This is a genomic window from Flavobacterium sp. FlaQc-28, from assembly GCF_044007415.1.
Lineage (GTDB): Bacteria > Bacteroidota > Bacteroidia > Flavobacteriales > Flavobacteriaceae > Flavobacterium.
The window spans coordinates 252534-270774 of sequence record NZ_JBIPCM010000007.1; the positions used below are offsets into that span (position 1 = coordinate 252534).

11 protein-coding genes are annotated in these 18241 nt (G+C 34.8%); 3 read left to right on the plus strand and 8 right to left on the minus strand.

Annotated elements, in window-relative coordinates:
* Positions 1–8: 8 nt before the first annotated feature.
* From ACHRVL_RS18075 to ACHRVL_RS18095, 5 genes are all read right to left on the minus strand, one after another.
* Positions 9–1700, minus strand: a complete 1692-nt coding sequence (locus ACHRVL_RS18075; RefSeq protein WP_395414797.1) for a RagB/SusD family nutrient uptake outer membrane protein — start codon at positions 1698–1700, stop codon at positions 9–11.
* Between the two features lie 16 nt (positions 1701–1716).
* Positions 1717–4821 carry a SusC/RagA family TonB-linked outer membrane protein gene (locus ACHRVL_RS18080; RefSeq protein ID WP_395414798.1) on the minus strand — a complete coding sequence of 1035 codons (3105 nt, stop codon included), beginning with the start codon at positions 4819–4821 and terminating at the stop codon, positions 1717–1719.
* 185 nt (positions 4822–5006) lie between these two features.
* Positions 5007–6623: a glycoside hydrolase family 32 protein gene (locus ACHRVL_RS18085; RefSeq protein ID WP_395414799.1), complete on the minus strand. Its 1617-nt coding sequence runs from the start codon at positions 6621–6623 to the stop codon at positions 5007–5009.
* Positions 6586–7944, minus strand: a complete 1359-nt coding sequence (locus tag ACHRVL_RS18090; RefSeq protein WP_395414800.1) for a sugar porter family MFS transporter — start codon at positions 7942–7944, stop codon at positions 6586–6588. The genes ACHRVL_RS18085 and ACHRVL_RS18090 overlap by 38 nt, the downstream gene beginning before the upstream one ends.
* 230 nt (positions 7945–8174) lie before the next feature.
* A complete protein-coding gene (locus tag ACHRVL_RS18095; RefSeq protein WP_395414801.1) occupies positions 8175–10913 on the minus strand; it encodes a substrate-binding domain-containing protein in 2739 nt (912 codons plus the stop codon).
* 391 nt (positions 10914–11304) lie between these two features.
* Here ACHRVL_RS18095 and fdhD point away from each other — a divergent pair, with 391 nt between their 5' ends.
* Positions 11305–12177: a formate dehydrogenase accessory sulfurtransferase FdhD gene (gene fdhD, locus ACHRVL_RS18100; protein ID WP_395414802.1), complete on the plus strand. Its 873-nt coding sequence runs from the start codon at positions 11305–11307 to the stop codon at positions 12175–12177.
* A 95-nt stretch (positions 12178–12272) separates the two neighbouring features.
* Entirely contained in the window at positions 12273–14627 is a 2355-nt protein-coding gene (locus ACHRVL_RS18105) for an FdhF/YdeP family oxidoreductase (protein ID WP_395414803.1), read from the plus strand.
* 230 nt (positions 14628–14857) lie between these two features.
* On the opposite strand, the gene ACHRVL_RS18110 is transcribed toward ACHRVL_RS18105, so the two are convergent.
* Positions 14858–15802: a Dyp-type peroxidase gene (locus ACHRVL_RS18110; RefSeq protein ID WP_395414804.1), complete on the minus strand. Its 945-nt coding sequence runs from the start codon at positions 15800–15802 to the stop codon at positions 14858–14860.
* Between the two features lie 315 nt (positions 15803–16117).
* Between ACHRVL_RS18110 and ACHRVL_RS18115 the strand changes: the two genes are divergently transcribed.
* A complete protein-coding gene (locus ACHRVL_RS18115) occupies positions 16118–16936 on the plus strand; it encodes a Fic family protein (protein ID WP_395414805.1) in 819 nt (272 codons plus the stop codon).
* A gap of 553 nt (positions 16937–17489) precedes the next feature.
* On the opposite strand, the gene ACHRVL_RS18120 is transcribed toward ACHRVL_RS18115, so the two are convergent.
* Complete coding sequence (locus ACHRVL_RS18120) at positions 17490–17930, minus strand: hypothetical protein (RefSeq protein WP_395414806.1); 441 nt, start codon at positions 17928–17930, stop codon at positions 17490–17492.
* Between the two features lie 69 nt (positions 17931–17999).
* Positions 18000–18241 (minus strand): OmpA family protein (locus ACHRVL_RS18125; protein WP_395414807.1); only part of this gene is annotated, 242 nt, incomplete at its 5' end.

The window sequence follows — 18241 nt, forward strand, 5'->3', positions numbered from 1 at the left end:
TTTTAAGATTAATAACCTGGATTCTGTTTGTACAATCCCTGACTGAAATTAATTTGCTTCAACGGAATTGGACAATATTCTTCTTTATGCGCATCAAAAAAAGCATCCTGATAATACGAACGTTTTGTTTTTTCTTTTGCGTAAAAATCATTCATAACCTGATCTGTAATTCCCCAACGAACAAGATCGAAAAATCGGCTTCCTTCCATCGCCAATTCTAAACGACGTTCCCAACGCAACGCTTTACGGGCAAAATCCTGCGTCCAGTTGCAATTGCTTCCGTCCACATAAGTATTGATTTTGAAGTTACTCACATAAGGTAATCTTCCTGTACTTTGCGCTGCTCTTTCTCTGATTTCATTAATTAACGGCAAAGCTTCAGATTGTCTTCCTAATTCAATCAAAGCTTCGGCACGCATCAAAATCACATCAGCATAACGAATCTGAATTCTGTTTTTTGAATTTCCGTAAAACGGATCAATATTTACAACACAGCTGCAATTTGGGGCAACGTTTTCTTTTAATGAAGCAAAATAACCATACGTTCCTGGAGATCGCACCCAAGCTTCAACATATAAAAATTCTGGATCATATTTATAAGGCAAACCAGGCATTGCAACGGTATGATATAATCTTGGATCAACTGTATTTGCATCTATATTTTTATAATCAAAATCTTCGTTGTTATACGTATCAAACTCAGGCAAACCATTTGCTCCGGTTTTAAAAGCATTCACCAAGTTTTGACTTGGTTTATGAAAATCGCAACAGCCTAAACCTTGTGGCGTAGAAAGAACATCTGAAAAATTTAATCTTCCGTATAGAGTCCCGTCATTATCAGAAAACTGAATCGAGAAAATAGCTTCCGGTCCGTTTTCATAAGTTCCCGGCAAGAAGTTGTTGGCAAAGTCAGGTTCTAAAGAAGCTTTTCCAATAACTTTATCTGTTGCTGCAATTACTTCCTGTAAGTGCTGCTGACTGATTCCTGTAACTTTAAATGTTTCATCCTGAGTGTACGCCTGATACAATCTTGTTTTTGCCAAATAAGCATAAGCTGCTTTTTTATTAGCACGTCCTACTTCTGGTTGAGCATCCGGTAAATTTTCGGCTGCAGCCTGAAAATCTTCAGCGATTTTGCTCCAAAGTTCTTCGTTTGAAAGCGCTTTGTTTGAAATCGTTTTATAATCTTCTACCGGAACATCTTCGGTAATATAAGGCACATTTCTGAACATGATTTTCAGCATAAAGTAAAAATGTCCTCTCAAGAAACGCATTTCAGCCATTCTCGTTTTCTTCAACGGATAATCTGCGTCTGAGATTTGTTCCAAAGCTTTCAACGCTTTATTGGCTCTTGAAACGCCAATATAACTGATGTACCAGAAACTATCCAATTCTCCAAAATCCGGACGAATATTATTTGAAACTTCAAAAAAGTGAAAATCCTGAATATCATTTGTACCGCTTCCTCCTTTGTAGGCATCATCTGAACGAACATTTCCAAAAGGCCATAAACTGTATGGAGAATCGTAATGATCATTTCCTAATTGTGCGTAAGCCGCATTCATAAATCCTTCAACCGACTGCGGTATAACAATATCTTCTTCTGACAACACGCCACGCGGATCATTTTCTAAAAAATCGGAACAGGAAGCGAAGAAACCCATCACTGCAAATCCTGCTATATATAGTATTTTTTTCATTTTTTTTAATCTTTTATTATAAAGTAAAATTAAGACCAGCAGTAAAAGTTGTCGGCTGAGGATATCCAAAACCTGCATTTTCCGGATCAACTCCTGTGAAGCTTTTTGCATCGATAATCAATAAGTTTTGACCGCTGATGTATAATCTGAAGGTTTCAATATTTAGTTTTTTCAATAACTCTTTTGGCAGGCTATAGCCAAATTGTAAAACTCTAAGTTTCAAATAACTTCCGTTTTCTACATAATAAGTTGAAAATCTAGATTCTGCATTTCTGTCAACCGTTGTCAGTGCCGGAATAGTTGAATTTGGATTATCCAAAGACCAGGCATTCAACAAACGTGTTCCTTTATTTGATCCAACGTCATCAACACTCCAAAAATCAGTTTGGTATTTTGTGTTGTTAATCACATCAACATCTGTTGCGCCTTCCCAAAAAGTGGTAAAATCAAAGTTTTTATAAGACAAGTTTAAATTGATTCCGTACAACAATCCCGGATTTGGATTTCCTATCCACGTACGGTCTTTATCTGTAATTGTTCCGTCGCCATTTAAGTCTTTGTAACGAATTCTTCCAAGGCCTTTTCCTTCCTGAATTGCCGAGTTGTCTACCTGATCCTGACTTGTAAACAATCCGTCAGTCACATATCCATACATTGAATTAATTGGTCGCCCTAAAATATTATCATCAAGTCCATCGCCGCCGTAATTGTTTTTTACTTCATCCGGCAATTGTGTAATCTTATTTTTGTTTGCTGAAATGTTTCCGGAAATATCATATTTCAATCCAAATGAAGTTTCATCGTGATAACCTAAAGAAAACTCCCAACCTTTATTTTCCATAGAAGCTCCGTTTACCCAACGATTTCCGCCTTCTCCAATAACTCCTAAATAAGGCGGCAATACCAAAATATCATCCGTTTTTTTGATATAATAATCAATAGATCCGCTTAATTTTTGTTTGAATAAACCAAAGTCCAAACCAATATTCGTCTGTGTAGTCGTTTCCCATTTCAAATCATCATTTCCTGATTGTGTTGCGATAAAACCAGACGGAAGCAATCCGTTTCCGTTTCCTGCAATATCATAAGCTGTTCCGTAAGACGTTGCCCAAGTTGGACTTCCGCCTGCGTAACTTGCCAGATAAAGCGAGTAAACTGCTGTATTACTAATTTCCTGATTACCGGTTTGTCCCCAACCCGCTCTTAATTTTAAGTCTGAAAAAACAGGAGCACTATTTTTAATGAAATTTTCATTGCTGATTCTCCATCCCGCTGAAACTGCCGGAAATGTCCCGAATTGATTGTTTTTTCCAAAACGAGAAGAACCATCACGACGAATTGTAGCCGAAACCAAATAACGATTATCAAACTCATAATCTGCTTTTCCAAAATAAGAAAGCAAAGAATATACAGTCGAAGTTCCGCTGGTAAAAGATTCTCCAGTTCCTGCATCCGGATACATATAATCCGGCGTTTCGATCAAAAAGTCATTTTTACGCAACGTATTTGTATCATAAGTATCTTTATACATCTCCGTTCCCGCCATCAAATTAAGATTGCTTTTTCCAAAGTTTAAACTATAAATCGCAGTATTCGTCCAAGTCCATTTGTCGCTTATCGATTGGTCGATTGTAACAGAAGTCTGATCATTTTGCAAATAACCCGATTTGTAACTTCTTTGCAGCGTACGCTTCTTATAAAAACCATAATCCATTCCGAAACTGGTTTTGATGTGCAGGTTTTTAATGATTTCCAAATCCGCGTAAGCGTTACCAAAAAGACGTAAATAATCGTATTTGTTGTCTTTATTATATTCTAAAAGTCGAACCGGATTTTGTCTATCGTTCATTCCTCCAACTGGTCCTCCCCAACCTATTCCGTCTACCGTATGCACCGGAATAATTGGCAAAGCTCTAAGAGCAGGATCTAAAACGCCAGGATCTGTAACTTCGTTTGTACGGTTTAAACTGAAATTTTCTCCAATAACTAATTTGCCATCAAAATATTTATACAAACTGTTCATTCTGGCAGAAATTCTTTCGAAATCTGTTGTTTTTACAACACCTTCGTTTCCATAATAACCTAGCGAGAAAACATAATTTCCTTTATCCGAAGCATTCGAAACTGACAAATCATAAGAATTGGCTACTCCGGTTTGAGAAATCGCATCGTACCAATCCGTGTTTGAAGCTTTTATGGTTTGCTGTGCATCTAAATATTCCGGAACCAAAACTTTATTCAATTGCGGTTTGTTGTTATTTACTGACCAGTCAAACTGATAACGCAAATTGTTGTTGTTCGGATTTAAACCGTCGTTAATATTCGCCTGCCAAAGTGCCTGTCCAAATTGGTTCGCGTTTAGAACATCTAACTTTCTCGAATAATCAGAAAAGGAAGCATACGTGCTGAAATTGATTCTCATTACACCTTCTTTTCCTTTTTTGGTTGTAATGATAATCACACCGTTTGAAGCGCGAGAACCGTAAATACTTGCTGAAGAAGCATCTTTCAATACCTGAATCGTTTCAATATCATTAGGATTTAATTCATGCATTCCGGATTTTGTCGGCATTCCGTCAATAACGTAAAGCGGATCTGTGTTGTTTAAAGTTCCAACACCACGAATGACCACTTTTGTATTTCCTCCGCTTGGCGAACCATCAGACGATACTTTTACTCCGGCAATTCTTCCCTGTAAAGCTTTGATCGGATTTGGTTCCGGCTGTTTCATAACATCTTTCATGTTCACAACCGCAACTGCTCCTGTGATATCCGTTTTCTTTTGTTTTGAATAACCGGTTACCACGACTTCATTCAATTGATTGTTGTCTACCTTCAACGTTATATTGATTGTTTTTTGCCCTTTAACAGAAATCGATTGCGGGGCATATCCTATAAAAGAAACTACAAGTACAGCATCTGGAGCAACATTTGGGAAGGAAAAATTCCCATCAAAATCGGTGACCGAACTGGTATTTGTTCCTGAAATAATTACTGTCGCTCCAGGAAGCGGCATTCCGTCATCAGACGAAATTACCGTTCCTTTAATTCCGTTTTCCTGCGCCGTCATCATCAGCATCGGAAAGAAGAAAAATAGAAAATAAATAATCTTACTTTTCATAAATTAATTGTTTTGGTTATATTTAGTTAGTTAATTACATTATTATCCAATTCGATTGCCCATTATAGGCAACCAATTCATTTTCAGAATGAAGCATAAAAGGTCAGAAAGGAAAATCTTTCGAGTATTTACAAGCTTTAGCTGTGGATTTCTTTATGAAGAAAAAATAATTCTGCTATTCTTTCTTAATGACTTTTTGAGACATTTAATTCCTGAATTATTAAATTATTTACTTCCATTTTCTCTTTTGAAGCAATCGAAAGTGAAGTAAATGGTTTGTTTAGAAAAAAGATTTCTGTCATTACTTTTTCGCCATTATTGTAGAATATTTCAATTGAAGTTTTATCCAGAATAATTTTAAAAGCGGCACTTTTTTGGCTTCCTTCCAAAAACGCTTTGCTTATTGGTAAAGCAAACTTATCTGAGAAATCAATTTTACCGGCTTTAGAACGATCAACAAATAAGTAATTTTCTTTGTTGTTTAAACCAAAACTTAAAGATTCTCCATTTGCATTTGAAAGTGTAAAAGCATAATCTTCCTGTTTTAAGTTTTTTAAATCTAAACTAATAACTGTCTGTGTTAAATCTACTTTTCCGTTTTCAATTAAATTCAAAGTTCCTTTTCCGGTTTTACTTTTTGTTTTAATGGTTTTAGAAACATAATTATTGATTTCTTTTACCGGAGTGCTAACCAAATTATAATGGTTTCCTTTTTTAACCAGCTTCAATTCACGCGGAATGGTTGTACTGCTTCTCCATGTTGTTGTTGGAACTTGCTGTGCATAATCCCAGTTTGACATCCATCCGATAAACAGTCTTCTTCCGTCTGAAGTTGGAACATTATTCCACGTTACTCCGGCATAATTATCTTTTCCATAATCTGCCCAGACTGCTTTTTCATTATTTACTCTTTCAGCAAAAGTAGTGTCCATTGTAAATGTTTTTCCGTCAAAATCTCCAACAAAATATTGAACTCCGGAACCTCCGTTTGGTCCACCTGGATTAAGATTTACTATTAAAACCCATTTTGTTTCTTTTGTTCCTTCTACTTTTATTTCGAAGAAATCAGGACATTCCCAAACACCGCCATGAGCACCAATATTTTTTCCAAATTCAGATGCAAATTCCCAGTTTTTCAGATTCGATGATTTGTAAAAATGTATTCGATCCTGTGCTGCCAAAGCCATAATCCATTGTTTGTGCGTTTCATCCCAAGATACTTTTGGATCTCTAAAATCTCTAATTCCAGGGTTTTTCACGACAGGATTTCCTTCCTCAAATTTCTGCCATGTAAAACCGTTATCATTAGAAAAAGCAATATCCTGCTGTTCCACATCAATTTTGCCTGCTTTTTCCTTTGTCATATCATGCAAAGTATAAATGGCAACAATCGGAGCTGTTTTTCCAGTTCCTAATCCAGATGTATTTTGCGTATCGACAACAGCACTTCCGGAAAATATATATTTGTCTTTATCTGGGTAAAGCGCAATTGGCTGTTCTTCCCATTTAATTAAATCTTTAGAAATGGCATGTCCCCAATGCATTGGTCCCCATGTATTTCCATCAGGATAATGCTGGTAGAATAAATGATAATATCCATTGGCGAAAAACATTCCGTTAGGATCGTTCATCCAGCCTTTTTTTGGCGTAAAATGAAAATGTGGTCGATACATTTGTTCTTCCGCTGTGTTCGATACAGTAACGGCAGCAGTTTGTGCAGTTGCAGAAGACGGTTTTAATCCTACTATCGACAGTAAGGCAGCACTATAAAGAGCTAACGGCAGATGTTTCTTTGATTTCATTTTTGTGGTTATTTTTTTTAGTTAGTGTTTCGCTTAAAGCTTCTAAAGAGATTCCTTTTGTTTCCGGCATCAGAAAAATTACAAATAACAATTGTAAAACCATCATTAAAGTAAAAATAAGGAATACTACTTCTGGTCCGATTTCTGAAAATAACATTGGAATTAAAGACGGAATAATCGCTGCCAAAACCCAATGTACAGAACTTCCAAATGCCTGTCCCGATGCTCTAATATGATTTGGAAAAATTTCTGAAATAAAAACCCAAATTACCGCACCCTGACCAATTGCATGAGAAGCAATAAAAAGGAAAAGAAAAATAGGAACTGATAAGCCTCCCCAATTGTAATAGAAAGAAGCCGATACTAGTCCGAGTGAAATAATATATCCAACAGAACCAATGTACATTAACAACTTTCTTCCTAATTTGTCAATTAATGCCACACCAATTAAGGTGAAAATAAGATTTGTAACTCCAATTCCGATACTGCTTAACAACGCTGTATTTTGTCCTAAGCCGGCTTCTTCAAAAATTCTTGGCGCGTAATATAGAAATGCATTAATTCCAGAAAACTGATTGAAAAAGGCAATTAAAAAAGCGAGAATCAAAGGAAAACGGTATTTCTTCATGAAAATGTTTTCGTGTTTGGTAACACCGTTTTCACGGGAATCGTCCATCAAGTCTGAAATATTTGCTGACGGATCAATAGTATATAAAACTTTACGAGCTTCTTCGTCACGATTCTTAGATAAAAGCCATCTTGGACTTTCAGGAATTGTCAAAATAAACAGAATATAGATAAGAGAAGGAATTGCCTGAACACCAATCATCCATCTCCAGGCGTTTTCTCCAATATCTTTTAAAAAGTAATTAGATATAAAAGCAATTAAAATTCCTAGTACAATATTAAACTGATACAAAGCGACCAATCTTCCGCGTTTGTCTGCCGGAGCAATTTCTGACACATAAGCTGGAGCAGCAATAGTTGAAGCACCAACTCCTAAACCTCCAATAAATCTAAAGGCAGCAAAAACAAACGGATCATTAGCGAAAGCGGCACCAATTGCTGAAGCGAAATATAAAATCCCAATCCAGAACAACGTTTTTTTACGTCCTATTTTATTTGTTGGGATTCCTCCAAAAATAGCACCAACTACAGTTCCCCATAATGCCATTGCCATAACAACTGAACCATGAAAGGCATCTGACGAGTGCCACAGAAGCTGTAATTGTTTATCAGCTCCAGAAATAACTACGGTATCAAAACCGAAAAGAAAACCTGCCAGTGCAGCAGTAACAGACCAAATCAATATCTTATTCATTGTACATGTATTAAAAACTTGTTGCTAAGATATCTGCAAAAAAAACAACTTATTTTTAATGATGTTACAATTTATTTCTATAAATATTGATAGTTTAGCATTTTAAACTCAAAACCTTTATTTACAAGGTTTTACGCAAATTAAAAAACTTTTACGAAAACCTTGTAGTTTCGATTTTGTTACATAACCTTCAAAATTGATACTTTAAAAGAAACAATTTTAAAGACAAATTAACTGGACGTTTTATATTCTTTAGGAGAAATTCCAAATTTATTCTTAAAAGCTGTAGAAAAATAGTTGGGAGAAGAGAAACCTAACGAGTACGCAATTTCAGAAATATTCATTTCATTTGACTTTAAAAGCTCTGCTGCTTTCTCTAATTTGACATTATTAATATGATCGCTAATATTAATTCCGATAATTGCTTTCACTTTTCTATACAGCTGAACTCTCGAAACGCCCAATTTATCCGCCAAATCTTCAACTGAAAACTTTGGATTTTCGACATTCTTTTTAATAATGTCATTCATTTTGGTAATAAAGGACTGTTCCTGATTTCCAAACTTAGATTCAGGTTCAACTCGGTAAATATTATTGGTGTAATAATAACGTAGTTTTTCTCTATTGAAAAGCAAACTCGATAAAGATTGTTTTAGAATTGAAAGACTAAAAGGTTTCGTCAAATATTGATCTACTCCACTCTGAAGCCCTTTTAAAACCGATTCTTTATTACTTTGTGCCGTTAAAATTATAATTGGAATATGAGAGGAACGAAGATCTTTCTTTAGCTCTTTGCTGATTTCGTAACCGTCTTTGTCGACTAAATTAATGTCACAGATAATAATATCCGGAATAATTTCTAAAGCCTTTTCGATCGCATCGCTTCCGTCAGAATTATAAACTACATATTCATTAGACAGTTTTGCTTTTAGAAAATTAACCAAATCTACATTGTCTTCTATTATTAGCAAAGAATGTTTTTCAGTATCAGAAATGGTATTTGATTCTTTTAAATCGGGTTCTATATTTAAATTATCGGTAATTAAATTCGGAATACTAGTTAGGCTTTCTACTTTCTGAATAATTTCAGCAGGCTGCAAATGACTATTTCCTTTTAATAAAGTAATCACAAATTCGCTGCCTTGTTTTGATTTTAACTCTATAGTTCCCTGATGCAAAAGCACAAACTCTTTAGACAAATGCAAACCAATTCCTGAACTATTTTTATTATTATTTGAAGCCCTGAAAAATGGATCAAAAACATTTGAAAGTTCATCGTCAGGAATTCCAATTCCGGAATCTTTAAAATGTATCTTTACCGTATTATCCTGATTTTCGACAATTGAAATACTAATTTTACCATTGTCCGGCGTAAATTTAAAGGCATTTGACAATAAATTGAAATAGACTTTATCCATTAAACCGCGGTCAATAAACAATTCCAGATTTTTGTTTTTACAGCTTAATTGAAAATCAATATTTCTTCGGGCGGCTTCGCCTTTAAAATTAGCCATAACTTCATTTGTGAAATCGTAAATTTTAGTATTGGAAGCTCTCAGCGTAAATTTTTGCTCTTCAATTTTCCTGAAATCCAATAATTGATTGATCAAACGAAGCAATCTGTTTGAGTTTTTGTGAATCAATTTTACTTCATCTATCAATGTGGTTCCTTTAATTTTCTCATTTTCAATTAAAGACTCCACGTAACTCATTATTAGAGTAATTGGCGTTTTAAATTCGTGCGAAAGTCCGGTGAAGAAATTCAGTTTTGCTTCGTTGCTTTTAGCTGCAATCTGAGCCATTTCCTGAATTTCATTGTTTTGATCAATTACCGTTTGATTGATTCTTTCTAATTGTTTTTTCTTTTTTGAAATCGAAATTGTAGAATAAATACTGTAAATCGTTAAGCTCAAAATAATGACAAGAAAAAAGCTAAGCAATCTTACCAAATTATTCTGCGAAGCATATTCTCTTTCCTGAACTTTAATAGCGCCTTGCTGTGATTCGATTACCAACTGTTGCTGATCGACTTTATCCATTTGGTTTTCGATAATTTCAGCATTGTTTTTATCAATAACAATCGTATTTAAGATATTGTTTCTTGAAATCGATTCTTTGTTGTACATTTTTAATGCCAGTTTTAAAGCTTCGTTTCCTCCGGTTGGATATAAAATTGTTCCATCAAGTACACCACTTTTTACCAACTCAATACCACCATTTACGGAGTTTAAGGCATCCACACCAATAAACTTTATTTTCTTTTCAAGTCCCAGGGTTTTAGCAGTTTCCCAGGCGCTTAAAGCCATTCTGTCGTTATGAGCGAAGATATATTCAACATTTGGGTTTTGCAGAAGAATGGCCTTCAAAGGCGCTTTAACCGATTCTTTTTCCCAATCGCCCTGAATGGTGTTTACAATCTTAAAACGCTTATTCTCGTTGATAATCTGATTGAAACCAAGCGTTCTTTCGTAAGCCGGAGATGATCCGCTGGCGCCTGTAATTTCTATAATATTGCCAGAACCTTTACTGTGCGAGATAATGTAGCGACCGGCGATTCGTCCAATTTCAATATTATCTGCTCCGAGATAAGCTGTGTAACTTTCTCCTTCAATTTTTCGATCGACAACAAGAACAGGAATTCCCGCCTTTATAGATTTTTCGACAACTGCCGTTAAAGGTTTGGACTGAATTGGCGATACAATAATAACATCCACTTTATTAGAAATAAAACGTTCGATATCTTCGATTTGCTTTCCTACGTTATTATTGGCGTCTTTGATTGTCAAATCGACTTCAGGTCGCAAAGAAGCTTCGATTTTTATAGAACTGTTCATTTGCTTTCGCCAGTCGTCTGTTGTCATTGCTTGCGAGAAACCAACTTTAATTTTGTCTCCCTGTTTTTGCTTACAGGAAACCAGACTTAATGATGCTGCCAAAAACAGCAAAATATACTTTACAAATTGATACATGAAATTATAAGTTTATGTAAATGAAAATGAGTTTCAAAAAAATACCCTTGTGAACCAACAGCCTGTCAAAATAATTAGGAAGGATTATTTTGTTATGACAAGTAAGAAGTGCATATGTGAATGTAAAGATAAAATTAAACTTTAAAATTTTAACAATGATAGCTCACAATTTATCATTCTTATGATCAACTCAGTGTGCATAACAACATTTTTGGTTAGACCTTCAGCAGCTAAAAATTGAACTTAATGCTGCAAAATCAATTATTACACAAGTTATGCTAAAAATTCTGTTTATATCAAATCAGTCATGTTCTCAAGATATTATATGACCAAAACACCTTTTTAAAATCATTTTTTACTAAATTTACGTATCAACTTTTAATGAATTTACATGGAAATGAATGATTTGCAATCAGTGTCCATTAAAGACATGCATATTAGAAAAGTAAATGGCTTTGAAAGTTCATTTTTTGCAGACACACTTTCTGTAGAAGAACCGCTGGAGATAAGAATTTCATACGGCCCTGAAACCCAAAAAACTTACAAGAACATCTCCGTGACCATGCGTACACCTGGCAATGACTTTGATCTTGCAATTGGTTTTTTATATACCGAAGGCATTATAACTTCTTACCTGGATATAAAAAAAGTCTATCACATAAAAATGGACTGCGAATTACAAAAGAAAAATATTGTTCAGGTAGATCTTATAGAAAATTTTACTCCGCATTTGATGCAGTCCGACCGAAATTTTTATACAACTTCAAGCTGTGGGGTGTGCGGGAAAAGCTCCATTGAATCTATTAAAACAGTTAGCGTTTTTAATCATTTAGAAAATCCTAAATTAAATATCGCTACAGATATACTTTATCAATTACCTCAAAAGTTACGTTTAGCCCAAAGCAATTTTGCTGCTACTGGAGGTATTCATGCATCAGGGCTTTTTACTGTTGAAGGTGATTTACTTCTTTTACGTGAAGATGTTGGAAGACACAATGCACTCGATAAGTTAATTGGCTGTGCATTAATAGACAACTTATTGCCCTTAAACAAACATATATTACTTCTTAGTGGCAGAATTAGTTTTGAATTAATTCAAAAAGCCGCTATGGCAGGTATAGCCGTTGTAGCCGCAATTGGCGCTCCGTCAACTCTCGCTGTAGAAATAGCTGCCGAATTTAACATTACCCTTTTAGGTTTTCTTAAAGAAGATAGATTTAATATATATAACTCTAGTGACAAGGTGTCAATAGCAACTTTATAAAAAATTCAAATAATCAGTCAATAACTGCTGTAAAAAAGTAATTGGAAAAGATTATTCAAAAACTCACCCAGAGATTCTGATTAAATACTAAAGCTATGAAAGAAGATCAACACAAAAAAAATACGAAAGAGCCGGATGCTGAAAATCCGTATAAACTTCTAGATCTTAAGTTGACAAAAGTAGAGAATTGGGCTGCCGGAGTTCCTGCTGTAATAGCAGCTTTTAGTGATCTTATTGAAGAAAAAACTCTTATGAGAGGCACAAAAGCTTTATTTAAGATGAATCAGATTGGGGGTTTTGACTGCCCAAGCTGTGCATGGCCTGATCCAGATGATGAGCGGTCGCCACTTGGCGAATACTGTGAGAACGGAGCTAAAGCACTAGCCGAAGAAGCTACTTCCAAAAAAATTACAGCCGAGTTTTTTAAGGAAAACTCCGTATACAGTCTCGCCAAATTAGACGATTATCAGATTGGCAAGATGGGGCGGCTAACTGAACCTATGTATCTTCCTCAAAATGGAACACACTACGAAGCTATCAGCTGGGATAATGCATTCAAAAAAATAGCGGAACACCTCACTGCGTTGGAATCACCAAATGAGGCTGCCTTTTACACCTCTGGAAGAACAAGCAATGAAACATCATTTCTTTACCAGCTCTTTGCAAAAGAATTTGGCACCAATAATATGCCGGACTGTTCCAATATGTGTCATGAAACATCAGGATCCGCTTTAAGGCCTACTATCGGAATTGGAAAAGGCACCGTAACTCTGGAAGATTTTTATGATACAGATGTTATTATAATCATTGGACAAAATCCGGGAACCAATGCCCCTAGAATGATGAGTGCATTAGCAAAAGGCAAAGCAAACGGAGCAAAAATAATCGCCATCAATCCCCTGCCCGAAGCAGGTTTAATGGGATTTCGAAATCCGCAGGAAATCAAAGGAATTATTAGAAATGGCGTTAAACTCGCTGATCTTTATCTGCCTGTAAAAATAAATGGCGACATGGCTCTTTTAAAAGCTATTGAGACTATATTAATTGAATTGGAAAATAAAAATCCTGGAAAAATCTTTGATTATGATTTTATCAGAGAAAAAACTACTGGATACGATGCCTTCCTAAAACAATTCGAAAATTATAATCTTGATGATCTTGTAGAGCTCTCCGGTGTTTCTAAAGAAACACTTTATCAGATGGCTGAAATGATTGCATTTAAAAAACGAATCATTGTCTGCTGGGGAATGGGTCTTACTCAGCAGCCCAATGGTGTAGATATGATTAAAGAGATACTCAATATTCTATTACTAAAAGGAAGCATTGGCAAGCCAGGTGCAGGTGTCTGTCCTGTTCGTGGACATAGTAATGTTCAAGGAAACAGAACCATGATGATTGATGAAAAGCCCACTGACGAACAGCTTGACCGCTTACAGTCATTTTATGGATTCAACCCACCTCGCAAACATGGATACGATGTTGTTCGGGCCATTAAAGCAATGCATGAAGAAAAGGTAAAAGTATTATTTTCAATGGGAGGTAATTTTCTATCCGCAACACCAGACACAACCTTTACTGCAAATGCGCTGAGAAAATTGAATCTGACAGTCTGCGTATCTACCAAACTCAATCGCAGTCATCTGATTCATGGAAAAGAAGCAATCATATTGCCTACGCTATCCCGAAGCGACATTGATATGGTCAATGGCGAAATACAATTTATAACTACCGAAAACTCTATGGGAGTAGTACAGTCATCAAAAGGAATGCTAAAGCCGATATCAGATAATCTCATTAATGAGACGCAGATTGTGTGTAGAATGGCTATGGCCACATTAGGAAATAAATCGGTTATCAACTGGCAACGCTATCATGACAGTTATGATGCCGTGAGGGATGATATAGAAAAATGCATTCCCGGTTTTGAAAATTATAACCTAAAAGTGAGAGAAAAAGGAGGCTTTTATCTGCCTAATGCTGCACGAGATGGACAATTTATCACTAAAGAATTTGGCGACCGTGCGCCGTTTACATTAACTGAAATACCGGTTAATGAACTTAATCATGATGAATATCTGATGGCAACAACTCGGACACACGACCAGTTCAATACTACAATTTACGGACTTGACGATCGCTATCGTGGTATAAAAAACGAACGTCGGGTAATATTTATGAATCCAAAAGACATTGAGAAGGCGGGTTTCAAATCAGGAGATAAAGTTGATTTATTCAATTATGATGATAATATTGAAAGAATCGCACCTTTATTTATTATTGTTTCTTATCAAATACCTGAGAAAAATACAGTAACTTATTTTCCTGAAACTAACGTCTTGGTTTCTGTAAACAATGTTGTAAAAGACAGTAATATGCCCGCATCAAAATATGTGAAGATTAAGATAAAAAAACACGATCCCAAGATTTACGAGAAGATAAATAAACTATAACTAACGATAGTTTACTTATCTTCTGTATTACTAAATGCTGAAGGCATCAATTCAATGTTACATCTAGCGACAACTTTTATCAGTATTGATAATAAGTCTGAAGTCCCTGGAAGTAATAGAAAAGGAATAAACATTTTCTTCAACAATAGTTTCAATCTCCATAATATTTTGCTTGATCATTTATTATTCGATTCTCCTTAGAATTTCTAATTTATAATGAGAACATTATCTTACGAATCAGATTCCGCAGAATATTGGTCTAATAAATCTAATGCGGGTACAAAAAACAATGTTCCAGTTTCTGCGGTACTAAAATCCAATATACGATCATAATTTCCAGGCGGGTTACCGATGAACATATTCTCTAACATTTTTCTTGTAGTACTAAATTTACTGGCGTAAGAAATAAAATAGGTGCCGACTTCACCTTTCGCAGGATTTCCAAAAGGCATATTATCTCGCACAATTTTGAGGTCTTCACCATTTTCATCCGTAATAGCCGTAAGGGCACTATGCGAATTTGCTGGTTTCACATCATCTTCCATTTCAATATCACTCATTTTAGATCTTCCAATTACTTTTTCCTGATCTTCAGTCGATAGATTTCCCCAATTTTTCATATTATGAAAGTACTTCTGGACAAATAAATAACTTCCCCCTTTATAAGCAGCATCCTCCTCGCCTACTACTGCAAAAAATTGTCTTTCCTCGCCTATTGGATTCTCGGTACCATCTACAAAACCAATAATAGAACGCCCATCCCAATATCTAAATCCGTGAATTTCTTCCAAACATTCTGCTGCTGGCTTTATAACATTTGAAATTGCCAGAGCCATATCAAAACAAACAGCTGTATTTTGGCCTCTTAAATGAAAGTGAAGATCTCCTTCAGTAGCTTTTGCTGTATGTTTTGCCCCTCTAATCGATTCAAAATTCACTAATTCCTTAGGCAGAGGTTTTGGTAATCCAAGCTTTATCCACGCATCATATCCAACCCCCATTACACAGCTGCTTCGTCCATTAGGAATTCTTATTGTAAAAGAATTATTTAAATTATTTACTAAAGAACAAAGTTTTTCGAAAGAAGACTTTATATCAGTCTGATCTTTAAATTTCCAAACCATAAAAATGGTATTATTATTTGGGTAGTCGGTAACATTTTGTGATTGATTCATACATGTTTCTATAAGTTATTTGCGATCAGAATTAAATTCCTACTATTAAACTAAAATTAATAATAAAAAATTACTTGTAACGTAAAAAGTAAATTTAATGGTCGCATTCTACAATTTTGATTCTGTCTCATCTCTCAAAATCTTGAGTTACCTCCATTTTTCTACAAAAACTTAAGGCACCAATCTTCACAATACTAAGAAATTAGACTCAAATCTTTTGCTTATTTTTATTTCATATTTCCGCTATCGGCAAATTAACCACTTACAAATTTATATTTTATCATATACTTGCCGATACTAAAACTAGTATAAAACATGAAAGATCTTTCAGTAGTAGAATTTGTAAAAAAACTGGAACTGTCCGAAAGGACAATTCGCAATTATTGTGCTTTAGGGAAATTAAAAGGTGCATTTTTAACTGGTAAGACCTGGAATATTCCTGAAGACGCAGTAATTCCTCAAAAAGGGAATAAAAAAGTAAGTAAAAATGTTTTATTAAACAGCTTGAAAGAACAAAAGAGTATGAAACTGAAAGGCAGTATTTATCACCGTACTCAGATTGACTTGACTTACAACTCAAATAAAATTGAAGGAAGCAGGCTGACACATGACCAAACAAGATATATTTTCGAAACCAATACAATCAGTGCTTCTAAAGAAAACTTAAATGTCGATGACATTATTGAAACCACTAATCACTTTCGCTGCATAGATTTTATTATTGAAAAAGCAAATGCCAAACTTACCGAATCTATTATTAAAGAACTTCATTTTTTATTAAAGTCTGGTACTTCTGACAGCGGAAAAGGTTGGTTTAATGTTGGTGAATATAAAAAGCTTCCAAATGAAGCTGGAGGTATTGAGACTTGCCCTCCCAAGCAGGTCGCTGAAAAAATGAAAGATCTTCTCATTAATTATCATGCAACTAAAAATAAAACTATTGAAGACATAATCGATTTTCACTACAAATTCGAAATCATACATCCTTTTCAAGATGGAAACGGTCATGTGGGACGATTAATTATTTTCAAAGAATGTCTTGCAAACAATATAGTGCCATTCATAATAGATGAACAGCTTAAACTTTTTTATTACAGAGGACTCCAGGAATGGAACAATATAAAGAATATCTGATGGATACCTGTCTTACTGCGCAAGATAATTACAAATCAGTTCTCGATTATTTTGAAATAGAATACAAATAAAAAAACTTGAGGTGGCTCTGGAGCTTAACATTAACAAAGATGCTCTATGGCACTGGAACTAACTTTACAAAAAAGAGAAGTTTGCCTCAAAAAAGTATTCTTCATCTTCCGATTTTAATAAAAGGAATTCATGAAAATGAAAAATAGATTAAAGAGCTGCAGATGGAATGCAGCACATTAAAAAAAGGCTCTAGACACCTTCTCCAAGTACAGTCGGTAAAATGTGAATTTACCATATAGCATGCCACTATATTTCCTGTTGTCAAGATGTGTAAGATTTTTAAGTTCGATCCAATCAAAACAGTCAACGATTTAAATAAAATAAGGATGTTATAACACATCCTTATTTTAATCTGTATAATATATTTGCACAACAAACAGATAAACATGCCCCTAAAAACAATGAGTTAACAAAAACCACTTTACCTTATCCCAATTTTGGGGCTGTTTACCTTATCTTCACTGCAGGAGTACAGCATAATTTAATGCTTTCCATTTCCGTGGCCATTATTTTTATGCTCTTTATTATTTCCTTTTCCTGGTTTTTGACCAATTGTTTTTTGTGGTTTTCCTTTATAACCTTTACCGTATTTTACTTTATGAGTTTTATAATTATCATACGGCGAATTTCCTCTGTAGTCAGTAAGGACAACTTTATATTCATTATAAAGGTCATAGTTTCCATATTTTTTGGGCAGTCTTTTTGATCTTAACCATTTCCCGCTGTTTATATAAATATAGTCAGAAGCATTAATATCATAATAAATTTCTAAATCCGGTAAGTAATAATAATGAGCATCTGCATAACCCGCCGGTCCCCATGCGGGAGGTGTACCAATATTAAGGTTGACTGACACCTGAGCGTTTGAAAAACTTACAGTAAAAAATAAGGCTCCAATAAATAAATGTTTTAGTAATTTCATGATTTCAAGTTTTTATTAAAGTGATAAAAACAAAAAGTGTACCTAATTTTTAATCTTAAACATTTTTTATTACAATCCAACTATAATAAACTCGCTTCGTCTGTTCATTTGGTGTTCTTCTTCGGTACAAGGTACACCATCAGAACATTTGTTTACAAGCTGTGTTTCTCCATAACCTTTTCCAGTCAGACGATTTTTAGCTACGCCGTTTTTAATAAGCCAATCGATAGTTGATTTCGCTCTTCGGTCAGATAATGCTTCATTGTATTGATGAGTTGCTCTACTGTCTGTATGCGAACGAATATCTAACT

Excerpts from the sequence above, each read along its gene's own strand:
- ACHRVL_RS18110 (WP_395414804.1), bottom strand. The coding sequence starts at position 15,802 with ATGAATCAATCACAAAATGTTACCGACTACCCAAATAATAATACCATT.
- ACHRVL_RS18115 (WP_395414805.1), top strand. The coding sequence starts at position 16,118 with ATGAAAGATCTTTCAGTAGTAGAATTTGTAAAAAAACTGGAACTGTCC.
- ACHRVL_RS18120 (WP_395414806.1), bottom strand. The coding sequence starts at position 17,930 with ATGAAATTACTAAAACATTTATTTATTGGAGCCTTATTTTTTACTGTA.
- ACHRVL_RS18080 (WP_395414798.1), bottom strand. The coding sequence starts at position 4,821 with ATGAAAAGTAAGATTATTTATTTTCTATTTTTCTTCTTTCCGATGCTG.
- ACHRVL_RS18075 (WP_395414797.1), bottom strand. The coding sequence starts at position 1,700 with ATGAAAAAAATACTATATATAGCAGGATTTGCAGTGATGGGTTTCTTC.
- fdhD (WP_395414802.1), top strand. The coding sequence starts at position 11,305 with ATGGAAATGAATGATTTGCAATCAGTGTCCATTAAAGACATGCATATT.
- ACHRVL_RS18085 (WP_395414799.1), bottom strand. The coding sequence starts at position 6,623 with ATGAAATCAAAGAAACATCTGCCGTTAGCTCTTTATAGTGCTGCCTTA.
- ACHRVL_RS18090 (WP_395414800.1), bottom strand. The coding sequence starts at position 7,944 with ATGAATAAGATATTGATTTGGTCTGTTACTGCTGCACTGGCAGGTTTT.
- ACHRVL_RS18105 (WP_395414803.1), top strand. The coding sequence starts at position 12,273 with ATGAAAGAAGATCAACACAAAAAAAATACGAAAGAGCCGGATGCTGAA.
- ACHRVL_RS18095 (WP_395414801.1), bottom strand. The coding sequence starts at position 10,913 with ATGTATCAATTTGTAAAGTATATTTTGCTGTTTTTGGCAGCATCATTA.